This is a genomic window from Paraplanobispora siamensis (assembly GCF_016863175.1).
In the GTDB taxonomy this organism is placed as follows: Bacteria; Actinomycetota; Actinomycetes; order Streptosporangiales; family Streptosporangiaceae; genus Planobispora; species Planobispora siamensis.
The window spans coordinates 67,025-86,965 of sequence record NZ_BOOJ01000010.1; the positions used below are offsets into that span (position 1 = coordinate 67,025).

The following is a 19,941-nucleotide window of genomic DNA, read 5'->3' on the forward strand; positions in this document are numbered from 1 at the left end:
CATAAAACTGCGTAGTCTGTACGCATAACTTCGTACACCGTACCCAGTAAGGGGGCCGAAGGTGACTCCGAACGGATCGGCGATCGTCGCCGAGGGACTTCGGAAGGAGTACAAGCAGACCAAGGCGCTGGACGGATTCGACCTGACCGTCCGCGAAGGCGCGGTCTGCGGGCTGCTCGGCCCCAACGGGGCCGGCAAGACCACGGCGGTGCGGATCCTGGCCACGCTGCTGGAGTTCGACGGGGGCCGCGCCGAGGTCGCCGGGTTCGACGTCGTACGGCAGGCGGCCGAGGTGCGCTACCGGATCGGGGTGATCGGGCAGAGCCCGGCGGTCGACGAGATCCTCAGCGGCCGGCAGAACCTGGAGATGTTCGGGCGGCTCTACCATCTCGGCGGGGCCGAGGCCCGCCGCCGCGCGGACGCGTTGCTGGAGCGGTTCGGGCTGGCCGAGACGGGCGGGAAATCCGTCAAGCACTACTCCGGCGGCATGCGCCGCAGGCTCGACCTGGCGGCCGGCCTGATCATGGCGCCGCAGGTGCTCTTCCTCGACGAGCCGACCACGGGCCTGGACCCGCGCGGCCGCGTCGAGGTCTGGGAGGCGATCCGCTCGCTGGTCGAAGGCGGCACCACGGTGCTGCTGACCACCCAGTACCTGGAGGAGGCCGACCGGCTCGCCGACCAGATCGCGGTGATCGAGAGCGGCCGGGTCATCGCCGAGGGGTCGCCGGAGCGGCTCAAGTCCACGATCGGAGGCGACCAGCTCGACGTGGTGGTCGCCGACGGCGGCGAACTGGCCGCGGCCGTCGCGATCGTCGCGCGCGTCTGCGGGGCCGAGCCCGACGTCGGGCACGACGCCCGCCGGGTCAGCGCCCCGGTGCGGCACCGCGTCACCACGCTCACCGAGGCGGTCCGCGCCCTCGACGACGCCGGCGTCACGGTGGAGGACATCGCCCTGCGGCGGCCGACCCTGGACGAGGTGTTCATGCGGCTGACCGGGCACCGGGCGGAACAGGAGGCGAACGCATGACATCGACCACCTCGTCCAGGACGACGGCCGCCGGGGGGCCGCCCGGCGGCCCCCTGCCCGGGACGCTCACGATCTCCCCGCTGTCGCGGGTCCGGTGGGCGGTCTCCGACAGCTGGACCGTCACCCGCCGCTATCTGATCCACTGGGTGCGCGAGCCCTCCTACATCGTGTGGGGGCTGATGTACCCGATGGTCTCGGTGCTGCTGTTCGGCTACGTGTTCGGCAGCGCCATGGTCGTGCCGGGCGGCGGGGACTACCGCGAGTTCCTGCTGCCGGGCATGTTCGGCATGACCATGATGTTCGGCATCGGCAACACGATGATGGCCGTCACCACCGACGCCGCCAAGGGCATCGCCGACCGGTTCCGGGCGATGCCGATGGCCCGGTCGGGAGTGGTGGTCGGGCGGAGCGGAGCCGACATGCTCAACTCCGTCATGGACCTCGTCGTGCTGATCGGCTGCGGCTTCGTCGTGGGCTGGCGGGCGCACGGGAGCCTGGCCGAGACGCTGGCCGGGATCGGCCTGCTGCTGTTGCTCAGGTTCGCGTTCATCTGGGTCGGCATCTACATGGGGCTGATCGCCAAGAGCCCGGAGACGGCGGGCAACCTCTACGCGCTGCTGTTCCCGCTCACGATGATCTCCAACGCCTTCGTGGCGCCGGAGATGATGCCGGGCTGGCTGGGCACCATCGCCGCGTGGAACCCCCTGTCCTCCACGGTGGCGGCGACCCGCGAGCTGTTCGGCAACCCCGGCATGGGCGGCGACTCCTGGATCGCCCAGAACGCGATGCTCATGGCCGTGGTCTGGCCCCTGGTGATCGTCGCGGTGTTCCTGCCGCTCTCCGTGCGCCGTTACCGCCTGTCGCGGCGCTGACCGGACCTTCCGGTGCGGCGCTGACCGGCGAGGACTCCCGGCCCGCCGCCGACTATCACGCCGATCCGCGGGTAGCTGGTGGCGGGCACGAGGAGAGGCGGAAGTGCATGGGGATCAGGGGCAGGTTCGGGTCGCGGGCCGGGCGGCTGCGCGCCAAGGCCCGCGAGGTGTTCGGCTGGCGCGAACTGCGGCCCGGGCAGGTGGAGGCCATGACCCACCTGATGAAGGGCGGGGACGCCCTGGTGGTCATGCCGACCGGGGCCGGGAAGTCGGCCGTCTACCAGGTGCCCGCCCTGCTGCTCGACGGTCCGACGGTGGTCGTCTCCCCGCTCATCGCCCTGCAGCGCGACCAGGTCGCGGGGCTGGTGGAGGCCGACGCGGGCGGGGCGGTGGCGATCAACTCCGCCCAGTCCGGCGGGGAGGAGCTGCTGGAGGGGGTGCGGGCGGGCCGTACCGAGTTCGTGTTCCTGGCCCCCGAGCAGCTGGCCAAGCCCGAGACGGTGGAGCGGCTGCGCGCCGCCCGCCCCTCGCTGGTGGCCATCGACGAGGCGCACTGCGTGTCGGCCTGGGGCCACGACTTCCGCCCCGACTATCTGCGGCTCGGCCAGGTCATCGAGCGGCTGGGCCACCCGCCGGTGGTGGCGCTGACCGCCACGGCGACCCCGGCGGTGCGCGAGGAGATCATCGCCTCCCTGGGGCTGCGGGACGTCCGGCAGGTCGTGCGCGGGTTCGACCGGCCCAACCTGGAGCTGTCGGTACGCCGCTTCGTCTCCGACGACGACCTGCGGCGGGAGCTGGTGCGCGAGGCCGCCGACCGGTCCGGGACGGGCCTGGTCTACGTCGCCACCCGCCGGGCCACCGAGGAGTACGCCGCCGAGCTGCGCGAGGCGGGCCGCCGGGCGGAGCCGTACCACGCGGGGATGAAGGCGGCCGACCGTCACCGCGTCCACGAGATGTTCCGCGACGACGAGCTGGACGTCGTCGTGGCGACCTCGGCGTTCGGCATGGGCATCGACAAGCCCGACGTGCGCTTCGTCCTGCACGCCGCGCCGCCGGAGTCGCCGGACTCCTACTACCAGGAGATCGGCCGGGCCGGCAGGGACGGGGAGCCGGCCGCCGCGGTGCTGTTCTACCGGTCCGAGGACCTGGGGCTGCGACGGTTCTTCGCCGCGGGGCGGGCCGACGAGGAGCTGATGCTGCGGATCGCGACGCTGGTCGGCGAGCACGGCGGCACCGTCCCCGTCCGGGAGCTGCGCGAGTTGCTCGGCGTCAGCGCCACCCGCCTGACCCGCGCGGTGAACCTCCTGGAACGCGCGGGCGCCGTCGAGGTCACCGCCAAGGGCGACCTGCGCCGGTCCTCCGGCGGGCCCGATCCCGAGCGCGCCGTCGAGCGGGCCGTGGAGCTGGAGGACAACCGCCGTCGCATCGACGAGTCGCGCATCGAGATGATGCGCGCCTACGCCGAGACCACCGGGTGTCGGCGCCGCTTCCTGCTGGAGTACTTCGGCGAGCCGTACGAGCGGCTCTGCGGCACCTGCGACACCTGCCGGGCGGGCGAGGCCGAGGCGCCCGAGAGCGAGGGCCCCTTCGAGATGCACGCCCGGGTACGGCACAGCGCCTGGGGGCCGGGGACGGTGATGAGCAGGGAGTCCGACCGGGTCACGGTGCTGTTCGACGAGGTCGGCTACAAGACGCTCCTGCTGGAGGCCGTCGAGCGCGAGAACCTGCTGGTGGCCGGCTGAGCCCGCCCCGCCGCAGGGTCGTTCCGCCGCAGGGTCGTTCCGCGGTACGGCGACTGCGGGGGCGGTCCCGCGGGCCGGGCGCCGGGGCGGGTCAGGCCTCGCGCTCCACGCCGGCGGCGAGGTCCGGGCCGCCGGGATCACGCTCCCCGTTGAGGGCGTGCGTCACCCACTCCAGCGACCCGGTGCGCAGCACCTCCTCCGCCAGGCGCTTGGCGGTCTCCGTGGTCAGCTGGGCCAGGGAGCTGTCGATCCACGGCTGGACGTTGTGGTTGCCCTGCTCGCGGTACTCGACGGCCTGGATCAGGCACTCCAGCTTGTCGGCGTCGCGGGCGCAGACGGCCTCGCGGCTGGCCCTGGCCTCGTACTCCCGCACCGCGCCGCCCACCATGTCCGCCACGACCCCCGGCAGGCCGCGCGTCTGGTCGGCGGTGACCTGCTCGTTCGGCGCCGCCGTCAGATAGCGCTTGCCGAGGTAGGGGATGTCGGTGATGCGCGTCTCCTGGGTGTCGTGGAACAGGCTCATGAACGCCGCGCGCTCCGGGTCACCGCCCTCCAGAGCGGCGATCACGCTCGCGATGACCGCCGTCCGGAACGAGTGGTCGGCGACGCTCTCCGGATCGCGCACCCCGGCGACCAGCCAGCCGGTGCGCCGATAGCGTTTGAGCAGACCCATCTCGTAGAGCAGTCCGGCCAGGCCCGTCAGTTCCTCCGCCACGGAAAGTCCCCCTTTTCCTTCTGGATCGGTCCCTAGAGCGTAGATAACGCTTCCCCGTGAATGGGGGCTTGAGCTTCCAGCCGCTGGAAGGCCCACACTCGGCTGTATGAGCGACGGCTGTATGGACGACGGCGGCCCGGAGGCGTTCACCATCGGGGAGCTCTCCGCGCGCACCGGGACGCCGGTGCGCACCATCCGCTACTGGTCCGACATCGGCGCGCTCCCTCCGGCGGGCCGCAGCGAGGGCGGCTACCGCCTCTACGACGCCGGGTCCGTCGCCCGGCTCGAACTGGTCCGCACGCTGCGGGAGCTGGGGCTCGGCCTGCGGGACGTGCGCCGGGTGCTGGAGCGGGAGACCACGGTCGCGGCCGTCGCGGCCGTCCACATCAAGGCGCTGGACGCGCAGATCCGCACGCTGCGGCTACGGCGCGCGGTGCTCGGCACCGTGGTCAGGCGGCAGTGCGGCACGGAGGAGATGAAACTGTTGAACGATCTGGCACGCCTGTCGGCCGAGGAGCGCCGGCGGATCATCGAGGGGTTCGTGGCCGAGGTCTTCGGCGGCGTGGACGCCGATCCGGACATCGGGCAGCGGATGAACCACACCGCCGTGGACCTGCCCGACGATCCCACCCCCGAGCAGGTCGACGCCTGGGTGGAGCTGGCCGGGCTGGTACGGGATCCGGGCTTCCGGCGGCGGATGCGCGAGATGGTGGAGCACAACGCCCGGGGACGCGCCGGGGAGGGGCCGCAGCGGGAGTCCGGTGCGTCCATGTGGTTCGCCAAGAAGGTCGTCCGGCTGGTGGGCGAGGCGCGGGAGCGCGGCGTGGCCCCGGACTCGCCCGAGGCCGCCGACGTCCTCGACCGGCTGATGGGCGACATGGACGAGGCCGGGCGGGCCGCCGTGCTGCGGCGGCTGGAGACGGGGCTGTACGGCGAGGCCGAGCGCTACCGCCGCCTGATGGCCCTCGTCAACGGCCGCCCGCCCAAGCCGTCCCACGGCGAGGACTTCGCCTGGCTGGCGGCCGCCCTGCGCGCCGCCGGGTGAGGGGCGCCGTGTCCCGGGCGCGGGCCGTGTTTCAGGCGGAGGGGCGGAAGGCCCGGCGGTAGGCCGACGGGGAGGTGCGCATCGCCCTGCCGAAGTGGTGGCGGAAGGTCGCCGGGCTGTCGAAGCCGACCGCGGCGGCGATCTCCTCGACCGGGGCGGCGGTGGACTCCAGCAGGGTGAGACTGGCCGCGATCCGCTGGGAGATGACCCAGCGCAGCGGGCTGGTGCCGGTCTGGCGGCCGAAGTGACGGATGAAGGTCCGCTGCGACATGCGGGCGGCCCCGGCCAGGTCGGCGACCGTGAGGGGCTCGGATAGGTGTTCAAGGGCCCAGTCCATCGCGGCGGCCACGGCGTCGTCGTCCTCCACCGGAGCGACGGCCGCCTCGACGAACTGGGCCTGGCCGCCGTCCCGGTGCGGCGGGATGACCAGCCGGCGCGCGACCGTGTTGGCCACGCCCGGCCCGTGGTCCCTGCGCACGAGGTGGACCAGCAGGTCCAGCCCGGCCGCGCTGCCCGCGCTGGTCAGCACGTCGCCGCCGTCCACGTAGAGCACGTCGGGGTTCACCCGCACGCGGGGGAACCTGCGCTGGAGCAGTTCGGCGTACCGCCAGTGGGTCGTCGCCTCCCGCCCGTCCAGCAGTCCCGCGGCGGCCAGCGCGAAGGCGCCCGAGCAGATCGACACGATCCTCGCGCCCCGCTCCCGCGCGGCCCGCAGCGCGGCGGTCACCCCGGGGGAGACCTCGCCCCGTACGTCCGGGACCCCGGGGACGATCACCGTGTCCGCCGCGGCCAGCGTCTCGAGCCCGTGCTCGGCCCGCATGGTGAAGCCGCCCACGACCCGCAGGTCGGCGGGGGTCTCGGCGCAGACCGTGAGGTCGTACCAGGGCACCTCCAGCTCGGGGCGGGGGATGCCGAAGATCTCCACCACGCATCCCAGCTCGAAGGGGGCCATGCCGTCGAAGGCCAGGACGGAGACCGCGTGGCGCGGGCGGCGCGGCGCGGGCAGGGGGAGCAGCATGGCGAAATCTTAGCGATAAGCGGCATTCACGCCACTGGTGCCGGTCGGCCCGGTGCCAGCAGCATTTCCCTGTCGCCCTTCCCGCTCTGCGGGGAGGGCCGCCGGGCCCGACGACAGACCCGACCGTCCCGACCCTCTCGACAGAAAGGCCGGATGATGTCCGCCGCTTCCGTTCCCGCCCCCGCCCCCGCCCCCGCCGCCTCCGCGCAGGCCGTACCCGGATCCACCGCCGTACAGGCCGAACCCGCCGCGCCCGGGCAGGCTGCGCCCCGCTCCGCCGTCACGGCCGTCCCGGCTGCCGGGAACGCCGCCGCGCTCGCCCACTTCGCCGCCCGTCTGGCGTTCGAGACCGACGTGTCCGACGTCGCCGCCGCGCTGGCCGCCGGGGCCGGCGACGTCATCGTGATCGATTCCCGCAGCCGGGAGAGCTGGGAGCAGGGCCGCATCGAGGGCGCCGTGCACCTGCCCACCGCCGAGATCGCCGCCCGCGCGGCCGGGACGGTCCCCGCCGGGGTGACCGTGGTGACCTACTGCTGGGGCCCCGGCTGCAACGGCGCCACCCGGGCCGCCCTGGAGTTCGCCCGGCTCGGCTATCCGGTCAAGGAGATGCTGGGCGGCTTCGAGTACTGGGCCCGCGAGGGCTTCCCGGTGGAGACCGCCGACGGCGTCTCCCGCCGGCCGGCCGACCCCCTGACCGCCCCGGTCTCCGGCGTCGCCTGCGCCTGCTGACCCCGGCCGTACCGGCGGCGCGAGACCATCGATCTTCGGTTCCGATTCCCCGGGACAATCCGGGGTTCGGAAGGAAGGATGGTTCTCATGAACGAGATGCTGTCGCGTGCGGCCGCTCGCACGGTGAACGTGGTCCGCGGGATCCGGGAGGACCAGTACGGCCTGCCGACCCCCTGCGCCGAGTACGACGTCCGGACCCTGCTCGGTCACCTGTCCTGGGTGGCGCTGATGTTCGAGGCGCTGGCCGACAAGAAGCCCATGCCGCCGGAGGACAACGAGCCCGGGGCCCTCGAGAGCAGGGTCGAGGGGATGGTCGCGGGCTGGTCGAAGCAGGAGGCGTTCGAGGGGGAGAGCCCCGGGATGGGGCTGCCGATGACCGTGGTCTTCCAGATGGGCCTGGGCGACCTGGTCTTCCACGGCTGGGACCTGGCCAGAGCCACCGGGCAGGACTACGAGGTGGACAAGGAGACCGGCGAGGCGATGTTCGTCTACGCCGAGCAGATGGCCCCGATGGCCCGGCAGAACGGGGTGTTCGGCGACGAGGTCGCCGTGCCGCAGGACGCCCCGCACTTCGAGCGCGCCCTCGGGCTGACCGGCCGGGACCCCGGCTGGAAGCCCTGATCACGCGCCGAACACGGTTCGCACTCGCTTGGGTCAAGCACCCGGCCCGTGTGCGGGATTCGTCGTCGTAGGAGGTGACACGCATCCTACGGAGGCGATATGAGATCACGTCCGTTCGTCATCGCTTGTGCCGTTCTCGCTTTGCTGTCCGCCGCCGCCTGTGGCGGGGCGGACAGCTCGGGCGGCCGATCCGTCAACGTGCCCTCGATGGACGCCGAGGCCGCCCGGCCCGCGCCGCCTGAGGCGTCGGCCGGGGGGAACGACTCGGCCACCGTGCGGGAGAGCCCGCGCGAGGAGAGCGAGAAGCCGGACACCGGTGCCGAGCAGATCTCCACCTTCGCCCTCGACGTGGACACCGCCTCCTACGGCTACGCCCGGCGGACCATCCAGGAGGGCCGCCTGCCCGAGCCCTCCCAGGTCCGGCCCGAGGAGTTCGTCAACTCCTTCCGGCAGGACTATCCGGAGCCGGGTGACGACGGCTTCGCCGTACACGTCGACGGTGCCAGGACGCCCGAGGAGGGCACCGCGCTGGTCCGGGTCGGCCTGCAGACGCGCAGGGCCGATCCGGAGGCGCGGCGCCCGGCGAACCTGACCTTCGTGGTGGACGTGTCCGGCTCGATGGGCGAGCCCGGGCGGCTCGACCTGGTCAAGGAGGCCCTGCACAAGCTCGTCGACCAGCTCGGCCCGGGGGACCAGATCTCGATCGTGGCCTTCAGCGACCAGGCCGAGACGGTCGTCGCCATGACCCCGGCGACCGACGGGGACAGGCTGCACTCGGCCGTCGACGGCCTCGCCGTACAGGACTCGACGAACGTGGAGGCGGGCCTGACCAGCGGCTACACCGAGGCCTCCCGGACGTTCAGGTCCATGGCCACCAACCGGGTCATCCTGCTGTCGGACGGTCTGGCCAACACCGGCGACACGAGCTGGCAGGGCATCCTGGACCGGGTGAGGGAGTACGCCGGCAAGGAGATCACCCTGCTGTGCGTGGGCGTCGGCCGCGAGTACGGCGACGAGCTGATGGAGCAGCTCGCCGACAACGGCGACGGCGCCGCCGTCTACGTCAGCTCGGTCGACGACGCGCGCAAGGTCTTCGTCGAGCAGCTCGCCACCACCCTCGACCTGCGGGCCCGCGACGCCAAGGCGCAGGTCGTCTTCAACCCCTCGGTGGTGGAGTCCTACCGCCTCGTCGGCTACGAGAACCGCGAGCTGGCGACCGAGGACTTCCGCGACGACGCCAAGGACGGCGGCGAGATCGGTCCCGGCCACTCGGTGACGGCCCTGTACCGCGTACGGCTGCGCGAGGGCGCCTCGGGCCGGCTCGGCACGGCGACCGTACGCTGGCAGGACCCCGACACCCGCCGCCCCACCGAGGCCGGCCGGTCCCTGGACGCGGCGGACCTGTCGCCCTCCCTGTGGGAGTCGGCCTCGCCGAGGTTCCAGGTCGACGTGGTGGCGGCGGCGTTCGCCGAGCACCTGCGCACCCGCGAGTCGCTGGCCGGAGTGGCGACCGCCGACCTGGCCGGCCACGCCACCCGCCTGGCGAGGACCACCGAGGACCCGATGGTGACCGAACTCGCCGACCTGATCGGCAGGGCCGCGACACTCGGCTGACCGAGCGGGTACGGCACCGCATACGACCGGACTCGCTCCGCGCCTCGCGGTTACGGGGTGCGGAGCGTTGTCCTATACACTGGCGGGGTGCCGCAGGGGTGAACGCCCCGGTGGTCACCCAGGGGCTATGGCGCAGCTGGTAGCGCGCCTCCATGGCATGGAGGAGGTCTGGGGTTCGAATCCCCATAGCTCCACAGCGTGAAGCAGCCGAGATCCCGTCCGATCACTTCGATCGGGCGGGATCTCGCCGTTTTCCGCCTCTCCACCACCGCCGATCGATCCGGCACCGGGCGGGACGGTCTGCGATCTCAGTAGGCGCGTTCGACCCGGCCTTCGTGCCAGACCGGCTCGTCGCTCTCGTAGACCGTCCCGTCGGCGGCGAAGATCAGGAAGCGGTCGAAGTCGGCGGCGAACCAGCGGTCGTGGGTGACGGCCAGCACGGTGCCGGAGAAGGAGGCCAGGCCCTGCTGCAGGGCCTCGGCGCTGGCCAGGTCCAGGTTGTCGGTGGGCTCGTCCAGCAGCAGAAGGGTGGCACCGGACAGCTCCAGCAGCAGGATCTGCAGCCGGGCCTGCTGGCCGCCCGACAGCGTCTCGAACCGCTGGCCGGCCGCGGGGGCGAGCTCGTAGCGGGCCAGGGTGGCCATCGCCTCGTTCAGCGTGAGCGCATGACCGGTCATGACCAGCTCGGCCGGAGTGTGACCGTGCAGATCAGGCCGGGCGTGGGTCTGCACGAACCTGCCGGGCGCCACGCGCGCTCCCAGCCGCACCGAACCGCTGTGCCGCACGGCGGGCACCGCGCCGTCGGCGGCCTGCTCCAGCAGTTGCAGGAAGGTGGACTTGCCCGAGCCGTTGGAGCCGAGCACCCCGACGCGCTCGCCGTACCAGATCTCCGCGTCGAACGGCCGCATCAGACCGGTGAGCTCCAGGTTCCGGCAGATGACGGCGCGTTTGCCGGTACGGCCGCCGCGCAGCCGGATCCGCACGTTCTGCGCCCTGGGCGGGCGCTGGGGCGGACCGGTCTCCTCGAAGCGGCTCAGCCGGGTGCGCGCGGCCCGGTAGGCCGAGGACAGCGCGTCGTTGCTGGCCGCGGTCTGCTGCAGGGTGCGCACCAGCTGCTTGAGCTTGGCGTGCTCCTCGTTCCAGCGGCGGCGCCGTTCCTCCAGGCGGCTGATGCGCTCCCGGCGGGCCTCGGCGTAGGTGGCGAAGCCCTCGCCGTGGATCCAGACGCCCCGGTCCTCCACGGTCACGATGCGGTCGGCGGCCTCAGCCAGGAGCCGGCGGTCGTGGGAGACCAGCAGCACGGTCTTGGCCGTGGCCCGCAGCCGGGCCTCCAGCCACTGCTTGCCGGGCACGTCCAGGTAGTTGTCCGGCTCGTCCAGCAGCAGGACCTCGTCCGGGCCGCGCAGCAGGGCCTCCAGGGCGAGGCGCTTCTGCTCACCCCCTGACAGGGAGGTCACCGGGCGGTCCCGGATCGCGTCGTAGGGCGGGCCCACGGACTCTGTGGCGCACACGTCCCAGACGACCTCCATGTCGTAGCCGCCGGCGTCGGCGTAGTCGGCGGCGGCCTGCGCGTAGGCCAGCTGCGCCGCCTCGTCGTCGCGGGCGGCCAGTGCCGCCTCCGCCTGCTCCAGGGCCGCGGCGGCGGCCCGGACCCGGTCCGGCGCCACCGACAGCAGCAGGTCGTGCACGCTCCGGTCGTCGCGGACGCCGCCGATGAACTGCCGCATCACCCCCAGCCCTCCGGAGGAGACCACGCGGCCGTCGTCCGGTCGCAGATCTCCGGCGATCAGCCTCAGCAGGGTGGTCTTGCCCGCGCCGTTCGGCCCCACGAGGGCGGCCTTGACCCCGTCGCCGACGCGGAACGACACCTCGCGCAGGAGCAGTCGCCCGTCCGGCAGCACATAGGTCAGCCGGTCCACCTCGACGTGTCCTGCCACGGCGCCTCCCTGATACGGGCTTCCCACGCTTCCGGATCGGTGTTCTAGTGACTAGACCAACGATCCGGTACCCGATCCTCATACTAGACTCACGCCCGTGGACACGAGCAAGACAGATCAGGGAGCACGTCGCGCGGGAGCGGCAGGGGACGTATGGCTGCGGCCGTCTGCGCGAACGGGACGCGACGCCCCGCCGCTCAGCCGGGACCGGATCGTCCAGGAGGCCGTGGCCCTCCTGGACGCCGAAGGCGCCGACCGGCTGACCATGCGACGCCTGGCCGAGCGGCTGGGCACCGGCTCCACCACGCTGTACTGGCATGTGAAGACCAAGGACGACGTCCTCGATCTCGCCCTGGATGCGATCTTCGCCGAGGTCGGGATCCCGCCGAAGAGCGACGAGGGGTGGCGCGCCGACGTCACCGCGCTGATCAACGGATGGCGCGCGGTCCTGCTGAGGCACTCCTGGTCGGCGGCGCTGCTGAGCCGTCCGATGCTGGGCCCCAACGTGCTGGCCCGCACCGAGTTCCTGTACGCGACCCTCCTGGAGGCCGGGGTCGTCGAACCCCGCCTCACCGCCGCGGCGTACGGGCTGTCCAACTACGTCATCGGCTCCGGGCTGATGCAGGCCACCTGGCCGGCCGACGCGGAACGGGATGTGCGGAGCGCCGCCCGGGAGTATCTGGACGCCAACCGGGAGCGCTACCCGGCTCTCGCCGCCCACGGCCCTCTCGTCGTGGAAGGCGACTGGGACGCCGGTTTCGCTCTCGGCCTGACCTGGCTTCTCGACGGTATCGAGGCCGGCATCGCCGGTGCCGGTGGTGCGGCGCGAGCGTGAGACGGCCGAGAGCCCGTCCGATCACCCGGATCGGGCCGTCCTGCGATAGCGGACCATCGGGCCCAGCAGGCCGGGCACCGTCGCGAACGGCGTCATGCCGAGCCGCTCGACGACCGCGATCGAGGTGACGTTGCCCTCGTCGACCTCCGCCAGCACCTCGGGTAGTCCGAGAGGACCGAGAGCGTATTCCACCACCGCGCCGGCGGCCTCGGTGGCGTATCCCCTGCCCCACACGGCCGGCGCCAGACTGTAGACGACCTCGAGCCCGAGCTGCTCCAGCGGCCGCAGTCCGGCTGTGCCGACCACGTCGGGTCTCTCCTTCTGCCGGATCAGCCACAGCCCGTAACCCGCTGCGGCGAAGTCCCGCGTGCTGTCCCCGATGACCTTGGTGATCTCCGCATCGGACAGGACCGCCCCGTCGAAGAGGAAGCGTCGCACTTCCTCGCTGTTCCAGTGGTCCGTCAATCGGGCCCGGTCGTGCAGGGTGGCCGGACGCAGGACCAGGCGCTCCGTCGTCAGGACGTGATTCATGACGGCCAAGCTACCGATCAGGTCATCGAAACCGCTTCCGAGATTCACGTCCCGGGCTCCTTCGATGCGCTCCCGGCCCTGCGCCATTCTCATGTCCCACGGCGTACCGGGCCGGGCACACCACTACGGACACGATGGGCAGCACTTTCCATGAGCATCGATCCTCATGGGCGCCTCACCGGGTCGCGGCAGACCGGCGCGGATCGGCGGGCGGCCAACGCCGCTGCGGCCGGCGGTCATGACGCTGCCCAGCGGATCTCCGTCACCGACCCGATGTGGGGAATGTGGGGCGGCTGCCTGGTGGTGATCGGCCTGTCCACCCGGACCCTGACGGGCCTCGACAGGTAGGGAGCGATAGTGCCGCCAAGCTTGCAGGGCCTCGTGGCGACCGGCGCCGGGGTGGGCCGCGTGCCAGTCGCGAAGGAAGCGGTTGAGCTCGAACTGGGCGCCGATCTGGGAGGGCGGGGCCTGGCGTGTCGCGTGCCAGTGCCGTACGGCCTCACCGAGGGTGCGCCCGGCGCCGGTGGCGATGAACTCGCGCATCGCGGCGTCGAAGTGGAAGGCGGCACCTATCCGTTCCCGGAAGAAGGCGCGCAGCTGCTGGCTGCAGCGCTGTCCGTCGGGAAGCACGGTGTCCGGTGTCAACGGCTCGGGCAACCGGGCCGCCGGGGGCCTGCGGGCCGCCGGGGGCGGCTGCGGAAGGGGGCGGCCGTCCAGGGCCGCCGCCAGACGGGCCAGCAGGTCGTGCTTGCCGCCGCCGGTGCCGGTGCCGATCTGCCGGGCGAAGGCGACCAGCTCGTCCTTGCGCCAGTACCAGCGCGTCAGCTCCTCTCCGCTCAGATCGGGGGTGAGGGCGGGGCGGAGGTCAGTCATGTCGATGAGCATGGCAGGGAGGCCCGACAATCCCCGGCGCCTCTGCGACCGGAGCGCCCGTCCCGGAAAAAAGACGGCGGATCGTGCCGGCCCGCTGTCCGATCCGGCGCATCGGCTCCGACGTCCCAGGCAAATCCGGTCTTCGGAAAGGACTGCGCACCATGGGAAAGGTGATCGCGAGCGCGACGGTGTCGCTGGACGGGTTCATCGCCGACGAGTCGGATAAGGTGGGCCCGCTCTTCGACTGGTACGGCAACGGGGACGTCCCCTTCAACGGCGGCGACCCGGAGCGGGTCTTCCACGTGTCGGCCGCCAGCGCCGCGTACATGGAGCGGACCTGGCCGCGGATCGGAGCGGCCGTGATCGGACGCCGTCTGTTCGACCTCACCAACGGCTGGAACGGCCGCCCCGCGGCCGGTGACGCCGTCTTCGTGGTGACCCACGAGCCGCCGGCGGACTGGCCCTTCCCCGATGCGCCGTTCACGTTCGTCACAGACGGCTTGGCGGGCGCGATCGCCCGGGCCAGGACCGCCGCCGGGGACAAGGACGTGTCGCTGACCGGCGGCGACCTGCTCGGCCAGGCCCTGGCCGCCGGTCTGGTGGACGAACTCCAGGTCGACCTGGTCCCGGTGGTCTTCGGCAAGGGCGTACGGTTCTTCGGCGCGTACGACGGTCCGCTGGTGCTCCTCGGCGACCCGGAGATCGTCCAAGGCGACCGCGTCACTCATCTGCGATACGACGTGCGCCGATAGCGCGCGCTCGGCTCACACGTGGGCGGTTCTCTCCGGCCGGAGCAGCCGGGCCACCCCGGCGGCGTTCAGGGCTCTGCCCCAGAGCGTGAGGACGACGAGCCACTGGGCCCACATCACCGCGCTCATCTGGCCGGAGAGCAGGTTCTGCGCACCGGCGAACGGGGTGAGCCAGTCCTGGGCGGGGCGCAGGGCTTCCACGTTGCCCAGCGCGTACCACAGACCCAGCGGCAGCACGATGGTGGCGAGGCAGGCGATGACGGGCGAGCGCAGCAACAGGCCCAGCCCGGTACCGGTCAGCTGGGCGAGGGCCTGCACCAGCACGCCGCCCACCGCGATGGCCCCGGCGTGATCCCACGCGGCGGGGGCGGTGGACGGAACGACCGCGAGGGCGGCGGCGCAGACCAGGAAGCCGAAGGCGCCGACGGCCGCGGCCAGCAGGACCGCTCCCAGCAGGGTGGGGGCGATCCGGGTCGTACGGGACGCCCGGCGCAGGTCGTGGGCGAGCAGGACGCCGAAGAACGGCACGGTGACGGACATCAGGAGCTGCACCGCCTGCGACAGTCCGGCGAGCGTCCGCTCGGCGGGCGGCAACGCCGCGGCCAGCGCCGCGGCGGCGGACAGGCCCAGCAGAAGGGTGATCGCGAGCAGCCACCGCCGGGACCGGGTGCCGACGGCGCGCCGGATCACGCCGAAGGTCTCCTCGCCCGGGCCGGTGGGCACTTCGCCGGTGCTTGAGGTGCTTGAGGTGTGCTGCTGCAAGATCTGGCCTCCCGTCCGTCTTCTCCTGCATGATCTCTCATCCGGCCGGAGAAGTCATGGGCCGATCTCTCCGGGCGAACCGCCCCGGCCCCGGCCCCGGGGCGGGCGTGCGGACGGCGGCCGGTCGCCGGGGCGGTGATGCGGGGTCCGGTGGGGACGGAGCGTCAGTTGGCGCAGTCCTGGTTCTTGAGGGCCAGCGCCACCTGGTAGATCTCGCCGTGGGACAGGAGGAAGCGGTAGGAGGCCTTCGGGTTGCCCGGAACGGTGACGGTGGCGTATCCGCTGTCGCTCTGCTCCAGCTTGGGATAGGCCTTGATCATCTGCCTGGCGGTGGAGCCGATCTTGATCCCCTGCGGGGTCCTGACGCCCTTGGGCGCGTAGATGATGGCCACGCCGCGCTTCTTGGAGATGAGCATGCCCACGTTGTCGCGGCCGGCCGGGTACGCCTTCAGGTCCCAGCCGGCGCACGGGCTGTAGCCGGGCTTGCGCACGATCTTCTTCGTCGCGGCGGCCTGCTTGGCGCTCATCCCGAGCCGCACCCCGCCGAACCCGAACGGCCCCAGCGTGGCGGTCTTGCCGGCGGCGGCGTGCTCGGCGAACGCGGTGGACTCGGCGGACCCGGCAGCCGTCGCGGGCGCGACACCGCCCAGCAGCCCTCCTCCGACCAGCGCCGTCACCAGCGCCGTACGGCCCAGCCGCCGCGTATTGGTACGTTCCATTTCGATCCCCTCCGTCATGGTCATCGGTCGTACGATCATCTGACGGAAGATCCACTGTGAAGGTTCACGACTCCGCCGGAAACATCCGTCTCCTTTCGGCGTGAGCGCCGAAGGCGGCACTCCCCCGGATCGGTACGGCGCCGGCCGTACCGATCCCGGGGAGAGGCTCAGGGCGGTCCGGTCACCGGTCCCGCCGGGTGAAACGCGCGGCGGCCTCGCCGCCGAGGCGGCCCGGCGGGAGCAGGCGGCCGCACACGACGAGCAGCAGGTCCTGGGCCAGACCCCGGACGGGGGCGCCCGTGCCGTGGCTCCAGTCGAGGTCGGTGGCCTGCAACGTCACTCCCGTGAGGTCGGCTCCGAAGAAGGAGATGTTCTTCGGCCGCATCCCGGACAGCACCACGGCGATCCGGTCGGCGGGGACGCGGCGGTCGAGTCCCAGGCCCACCGTGATGTCGAGCCCGTGGATGACGTCGTGCGAGAGCGCCCCGTGGACGCCCCCGCCGGGCGGGGTCCACGGGTGGGCGGCGTTGTCCCGCAGCGACGCGACCAGCTCCGCGGGGGACAGCTCGGCGGCGTCGCGGCGCGCGCACCGGTCGGCCATGCGGTTGAAGTCCCCACGGGCCTTGACCAGCTCCAGCAGTGTCCGCGGGAGCGAGGCCCGGAAGGGCATCGTCGTGTGGGCGACCACCTCGCGCACCCGCCAGCCGTCGCACAACGTGGGCGCGTCCCACTGCTCCGGCCGGAGGGAAGCGAGCAGGTCCGCCTGCTCACGACGTTCCGCCACCACCGCGTCCCGAAGGCGGTCCTCAGTCATCACATACCTCCCGCATTCGGCGCACCCGCTGTGCGCCTTCCTCCGGGGTACGGAGGCGGAGGCGCAAACTCATCGGTCGGCGCCGGGAAATGTCGTGCCGGGACGTGTCGGAGGCGGGGCCTATGGTCGGGGGCGTGGCGGGAATTCACGGGACGGCGGGGGCGGCGGCCGGAGAGGCCTCCCGGCTGGAGCCGTACCGGACCGAGCTGACCGGTTACTGCTACCGGGTGCTCGGCTCCGGCTTCGAGGCCGAGGACGCCGTGCAGGAGACGCTCCTGCGCGCCTGGCGGTCGTTCGGCCGGTACGACGAACGGCGCGCCTCGCTGCGGACGTGGCTCTACAGCATCGCCACCAACGTCTGCCTCGACATGCTGCGCAGCACGCAGCGCCGGGCACTGGCCGTGGACCTCGGCCCGGCGGCGGAGGGCGGGGCCGACATCGGCCGGCCGCTGCCCGAGCGGGTCTGGGTCCAGCCGGTCCCGGACTCCCTGGTGCTGCCGGCGGAGGGCGATCCGGAGAGCGACCCGGAGGACGCGGCCGTGCGCCGCGAGACGATCCGCCTGGCGTTCGTCGCCGCGCTGCAGCACCTGCCGCCCCGGCAGCGGGTCGTGCTGATCCTGCGCGACGTGCTGGCCTTCAGGGCCGAGGAGGTCGCGCAGCTCCTGGAGACCACCGTCGCGTCGGTGACCAGCGCGTTGCAGCGGGCGCGGGCGACGCTCAGAACCGCCGGCGTCACGCCGGGCGAGCCGTCGCGGCCCGCCGACCCCGCCCAGCGCGAACTGCTCACCCGCTACTGCGCCGCGTTCGAGCGCCACGACGTCGCCGCGCTCGTTGCCCTGCTCCACGAGGACGCCACGATGTCGATGCCGCCCTTCACCTGGTGGCTCCGCGGACGCGACCGGATCAGGCAGGCGCTGCTGGACCCCGCGGCGTCCTGCGCGGGCGCCCGCCTCGTCCCGGTCGCGGCCAACGGCTCGCCGGCGTTCTGGCAGCTGCGGCCCGGCCCCGGCGGCGCCTACGCGCCCTTCGCGCTGGTCCTCCTCGACGTGTCGGAGGGGTCGATCACCGGCATCACCACCTACCTCGACGCCGACCGGCTGATCGGCCTGTTCGGCTCGCCGGGCGATCCAGCCGCCGGAGCCCTCACATGAAGTGACCCTCACATGAAGTAACGCAGCCATACGTAGCCCCAGGCCATCAGCGAGCTGAGGGCCGTGACGAGGAGGCCGTACCTGGTGAACTGCCAGAAGGAGATGGGGTGCCCGGAGCGGGCGGCGATGCCGATGGCCACCACGTTGGCGCTGGCCGCCACCGCGGTGCCGTTCCCGCCGAAGTCGGCGCCCAGGGCGAAGGCCCACCACAGGGACTGGCCGGTGGCCGGGTCGGGGGCCTGCGCCACGATCCCGTCGACGACGGGCGCCATGGTGGCGACGTAGGGGATGTTGTCGAAGAAGGCGCCCAGCGCCGCGGAGCCGAACAGCAGCGCGGTCGCCGCGCCGAAGTAGTTGTCGCCCACCGCGCCGATCGCCCAGTCGCCCACGGTGGAGATGACACCGGTGTGCACCAGCCCGGCGACCATGACGAACAGGCCGACGAAGAACACCAGAGTCGGCCACTCGACCTCGCGCAGGGTCTCGGAGACGTCGGCGCCCGAGACCAGGATCATCACGCCGGCGCCGACCAGGGCGATGATCGACGGGTCGACGTGCACGACGGCGTGCAGCCCGAAGCCGACGATGACGAGGGCCAGGACGGCCAGGCAACGGGCCAGCAGGCGCGGATCGGTGATGGCGCGCCGCTCCTGCAGGGCCATCACCGCGGCCACCCGGTCGGGGTTGTAGCGGAACGACCTGCGGAACAGCACGCGGGTCAGCAGCACGAACGCGGCGAAGGCGACCACGACGATCGGCGCCATGTGGATGAGGAAGTCGTTGAAGGTCAGACCGGCCCGGCTGCCGATGATGATGTTGGGCGGATCGCCGATGAGGGTGGCCGCACCGCCGATGTTGGAGGCCAGGACCTCGGCGATGAGGTAGGGCTGGGCGGGAATGTCCAGCCGGTTGCACACGACGATGGTGACCGGGGCGACGAGCATGATCGTGGTGACGTTGTCCAGGAACGGCGAGGCGACGGCGGTGATGGCCATCAACATGACCATCAGCCGGTACGGCCGGCCCCGGGACTTCTTCGCGGCCCAGATGGCCAGATAGTCGAAGATCCCGGTCTGCTTGAGAATCCCGACGATGATCATCATGCCCAGTAGCAGGAAGATCACATTCCAGTCGACGCCCTCGTGTTCGGAGAAGAACACCTCGGAGCCGGGGACCAGACCGAGCACCGCCATGATTCCGGCGGCGACGAGCACCACCTTGACCTTGTCCGCCTTCTCCGTGGCGATGAAGAAGAACGCCACCACGAAGACGGCCAGCGCGATGAGGGCACTCATCGCGCCCGCCCCGGCGGTCCGCTGCGGGCGGTGGCCGCGGCGGCCGAGATGACGGGACGTGCCGGGTGTGACGGTATGGAGAACCGGGGCACGCCGAAGAGAGCTCGCCGGAAATGGTGCATGAGAAGGCCTCCGAACGGTGCGCGCGCCTGTGGAACCTCGGCGCGGGAGAGCAGGACCTGGTGATGTACGGCGCGCGCGAAGGCGGGGGCCGGTGACCTATCGCGGGCGGAGCGCCGGGCGTCCCGGCCGCGGCGGTCCGGGACGCCCGGCCCGGCCCCGGGGGCCAGGACCGCCCGCCCGGGGTCAGTCGTCGGGGGCGGCGAGGGCCATGCTGGTGAGCAGCCGGTCCAGAGTGATCGTTCCGAACAGGACTCCGGTCCTGTCGACCACCGCCACCAGCGGGCTGCGCAGCCGGGCCATGAGAGCCGCCACCTCCAGGAGCGTCGCGTCCAGGGCCACCGCGGCGGGTCTGATGGGCCGGTTCGGCAGGCAGTCGCCCACCGTCAGCCCGCCCCGCTCCTGCCAGAACAGATCGGCGTGGGCCTCATCGATGGCCCGGGTGAGCGCCGGGTCCTCCTGGTAGGCGCCCGGGACCGTCATGCGCAGCACCTGGGTGCCCGGGAGCACCACGCGGGGCCGCGAGTCGTCGTCGACGACGATCAGTCCCGGCAGGCGGGCCAGTGTCATCACCCGCACCGCCCTGGTGACCGGGTCGTGGACCGTCACCGTCGGCAACTTCACCGCGATATCGCGTGCCTGCATGACACCGTCCCTTCGGGCCGTGCGGGTACGACCCGATTTCGAGCAATGGCTTCTCACATCCGGAGAGTGCGCGGACGGCACACGCATGGATCTGTGCTGCGCGTTCGGGAGGGGTGCTCCGGTCCTG

20 protein-coding genes and 1 tRNA gene are annotated in these 19,941 nt (G+C 72.4%); 11 read left to right on the top strand and 10 right to left on the bottom strand.

The window, feature by feature from the left end; genetic code table 11:
* The first annotated feature begins 61 nt into the window (after positions 1 to 61).
* The 3 genes from Psi01_RS04925 (at position 62) to Psi01_RS04935 (ending at position 3,641) form a co-directional block, all read left to right on the top strand.
* Positions 62 to 1,027 (top strand): ATP-binding cassette domain-containing protein, encoded by a 966-nt coding sequence (locus Psi01_RS04925; protein ID WP_204062723.1) that lies wholly within the window; start codon positions 62 to 64, stop codon positions 1,025 to 1,027.
* Positions 1,024 to 1,899 (top strand): ABC transporter permease, encoded by an 876-nt coding sequence (locus tag Psi01_RS04930; protein ID WP_204062724.1) that lies wholly within the window; start codon positions 1,024 to 1,026, stop codon positions 1,897 to 1,899. The genes Psi01_RS04925 and Psi01_RS04930 overlap by 4 nt, the downstream gene beginning before the upstream one ends.
* Before the next feature lie 107 nt (positions 1,900 to 2,006).
* On the top strand, positions 2,007 to 3,641 hold the full coding sequence (locus Psi01_RS04935; RefSeq protein ID WP_204062725.1) for a RecQ family ATP-dependent DNA helicase: 1,635 nt from the start codon (positions 2,007 to 2,009) through the stop codon (positions 3,639 to 3,641).
* 91 nt (positions 3,642 to 3,732) lie between these two features.
* On the opposite strand, the gene Psi01_RS04940 is transcribed toward Psi01_RS04935, so the two are convergent.
* Positions 3,733 to 4,356 carry an HD domain-containing protein gene (locus Psi01_RS04940; RefSeq protein ID WP_239127099.1) on the bottom strand — a complete coding sequence of 208 codons (624 nt, stop codon included), beginning with the start codon at positions 4,354 to 4,356 and terminating at the stop codon, positions 3,733 to 3,735.
* Between the two features lie 106 nt (positions 4,357 to 4,462).
* On the opposite strand from Psi01_RS04940, the gene Psi01_RS04945 reads away from it, so the two are divergent.
* Entirely contained in the window at positions 4,463 to 5,401 is a 939-nt protein-coding gene (locus tag Psi01_RS04945) for a helix-turn-helix domain-containing protein (RefSeq protein ID WP_239127101.1), read from the top strand.
* Between the two features lie 31 nt (positions 5,402 to 5,432).
* On the opposite strand, the gene ftrA is transcribed toward Psi01_RS04945, so the two are convergent.
* Positions 5,433 to 6,419 carry a transcriptional regulator FtrA gene (ftrA, locus tag Psi01_RS04950; RefSeq protein ID WP_204062726.1) on the bottom strand — a complete coding sequence of 329 codons (987 nt, stop codon included), beginning with the start codon at positions 6,417 to 6,419 and terminating at the stop codon, positions 5,433 to 5,435.
* Positions 6,420 to 6,575: 156 nt separating this feature from the next.
* On the opposite strand from ftrA, the gene Psi01_RS04955 reads away from it, so the two are divergent.
* The 4 genes from Psi01_RS04955 to Psi01_RS04970 all read left to right on the top strand — a co-directional run bounded on the left by Psi01_RS04955 (position 6,576) and on the right by Psi01_RS04970 (position 9,577).
* Entirely contained in the window at positions 6,576 to 7,148 is a 573-nt protein-coding gene (locus Psi01_RS04955; RefSeq protein ID WP_204062727.1) for a rhodanese-like domain-containing protein, read from the top strand.
* An 87-nt stretch (positions 7,149 to 7,235) separates the two neighbouring features.
* Positions 7,236 to 7,769: a TIGR03086 family metal-binding protein gene (locus Psi01_RS04960; RefSeq protein WP_204062728.1), complete on the top strand. Its 534-nt coding sequence runs from the start codon at positions 7,236 to 7,238 to the stop codon at positions 7,767 to 7,769.
* A 99-nt stretch (positions 7,770 to 7,868) separates the two neighbouring features.
* Positions 7,869 to 9,383: a vWA domain-containing protein gene (locus Psi01_RS04965; RefSeq protein ID WP_204062729.1), complete on the top strand. Its 1,515-nt coding sequence runs from the start codon at positions 7,869 to 7,871 to the stop codon at positions 9,381 to 9,383.
* Positions 9,384 to 9,504: 121 nt separating this feature from the next.
* Positions 9,505 to 9,577 (top strand) — tRNA-Ala (locus Psi01_RS04970).
* A gap of 114 nt (positions 9,578 to 9,691) precedes the next feature.
* On the opposite strand, the gene Psi01_RS04975 is transcribed toward Psi01_RS04970, so the two are convergent.
* Positions 9,692 to 11,320, bottom strand: coding sequence for an ATP-binding cassette domain-containing protein (locus Psi01_RS04975; protein WP_204062730.1), 1,629 nt, complete (start codon positions 11,318 to 11,320; stop codon positions 9,692 to 9,694).
* 97 nt (positions 11,321 to 11,417) lie between these two features.
* Here Psi01_RS04975 and Psi01_RS04980 point away from each other — a divergent pair, with 97 nt between their 5' ends.
* Positions 11,418 to 12,155: a TetR/AcrR family transcriptional regulator gene (locus tag Psi01_RS04980; protein WP_204062731.1), complete on the top strand. Its 738-nt coding sequence runs from the start codon at positions 11,418 to 11,420 to the stop codon at positions 12,153 to 12,155.
* A gap of 21 nt (positions 12,156 to 12,176) precedes the next feature.
* Here the strand turns inward: Psi01_RS04980 and Psi01_RS04985 are convergent, their stop codons facing one another.
* Entirely contained in the window at positions 12,177 to 12,686 is a 510-nt protein-coding gene (locus tag Psi01_RS04985; RefSeq protein WP_204062732.1) for a GNAT family N-acetyltransferase, read from the bottom strand.
* A 123-nt stretch (positions 12,687 to 12,809) separates the two neighbouring features.
* A complete protein-coding gene (locus Psi01_RS04990) occupies positions 12,810 to 13,559 on the bottom strand; it encodes a DUF6434 domain-containing protein (protein WP_204062733.1) in 750 nt (249 codons plus the stop codon).
* Between the two features lie 161 nt (positions 13,560 to 13,720).
* Between Psi01_RS04990 and Psi01_RS04995 the strand changes: the two genes are divergently transcribed.
* Positions 13,721 to 14,311 (top strand): dihydrofolate reductase family protein, encoded by a 591-nt coding sequence (locus Psi01_RS04995; protein ID WP_204062734.1) that lies wholly within the window; start codon positions 13,721 to 13,723, stop codon positions 14,309 to 14,311.
* Positions 14,312 to 14,323: 12 nt separating this feature from the next.
* Here the strand turns inward: Psi01_RS04995 and Psi01_RS05000 are convergent, their stop codons facing one another.
* From Psi01_RS05000 to Psi01_RS05010, 3 genes are all read right to left on the bottom strand, one after another.
* Positions 14,324 to 15,070, bottom strand: a complete 747-nt coding sequence (locus Psi01_RS05000; protein ID WP_204062735.1) for a hypothetical protein — start codon at positions 15,068 to 15,070, stop codon at positions 14,324 to 14,326.
* A 164-nt stretch (positions 15,071 to 15,234) separates the two neighbouring features.
* The gene (locus Psi01_RS05005) at positions 15,235 to 15,789 is read right to left on the bottom strand and encodes a hypothetical protein (RefSeq protein WP_204062736.1); all 555 of its coding nucleotides are present in this window, start codon (positions 15,787 to 15,789) and stop codon (positions 15,235 to 15,237) included.
* 181 nt (positions 15,790 to 15,970) lie between these two features.
* Positions 15,971 to 16,603 (bottom strand): maleylpyruvate isomerase family mycothiol-dependent enzyme, encoded by a 633-nt coding sequence (locus Psi01_RS05010; RefSeq protein ID WP_204062737.1) that lies wholly within the window; start codon positions 16,601 to 16,603, stop codon positions 15,971 to 15,973.
* Between the two features lie 134 nt (positions 16,604 to 16,737).
* Here Psi01_RS05010 and Psi01_RS05015 point away from each other — a divergent pair, with 134 nt between their 5' ends.
* Positions 16,738 to 17,754, top strand: a complete 1,017-nt coding sequence (locus Psi01_RS05015) for a sigma-70 family RNA polymerase sigma factor (protein WP_307819221.1) — start codon at positions 16,738 to 16,740, stop codon at positions 17,752 to 17,754.
* 8 nt (positions 17,755 to 17,762) lie between these two features.
* On the opposite strand, the gene Psi01_RS05020 is transcribed toward Psi01_RS05015, so the two are convergent.
* A complete protein-coding gene (locus Psi01_RS05020; protein WP_204062739.1) occupies positions 17,763 to 19,049 on the bottom strand; it encodes an ArsB/NhaD family transporter in 1,287 nt (428 codons plus the stop codon).
* 306 nt (positions 19,050 to 19,355) lie between these two features.
* Positions 19,356 to 19,814, bottom strand: a complete 459-nt coding sequence (locus Psi01_RS05025; RefSeq protein WP_204062740.1) for a CBS domain-containing protein — start codon at positions 19,812 to 19,814, stop codon at positions 19,356 to 19,358.
* Positions 19,815 to 19,941 lie beyond the last annotated feature (127 nt).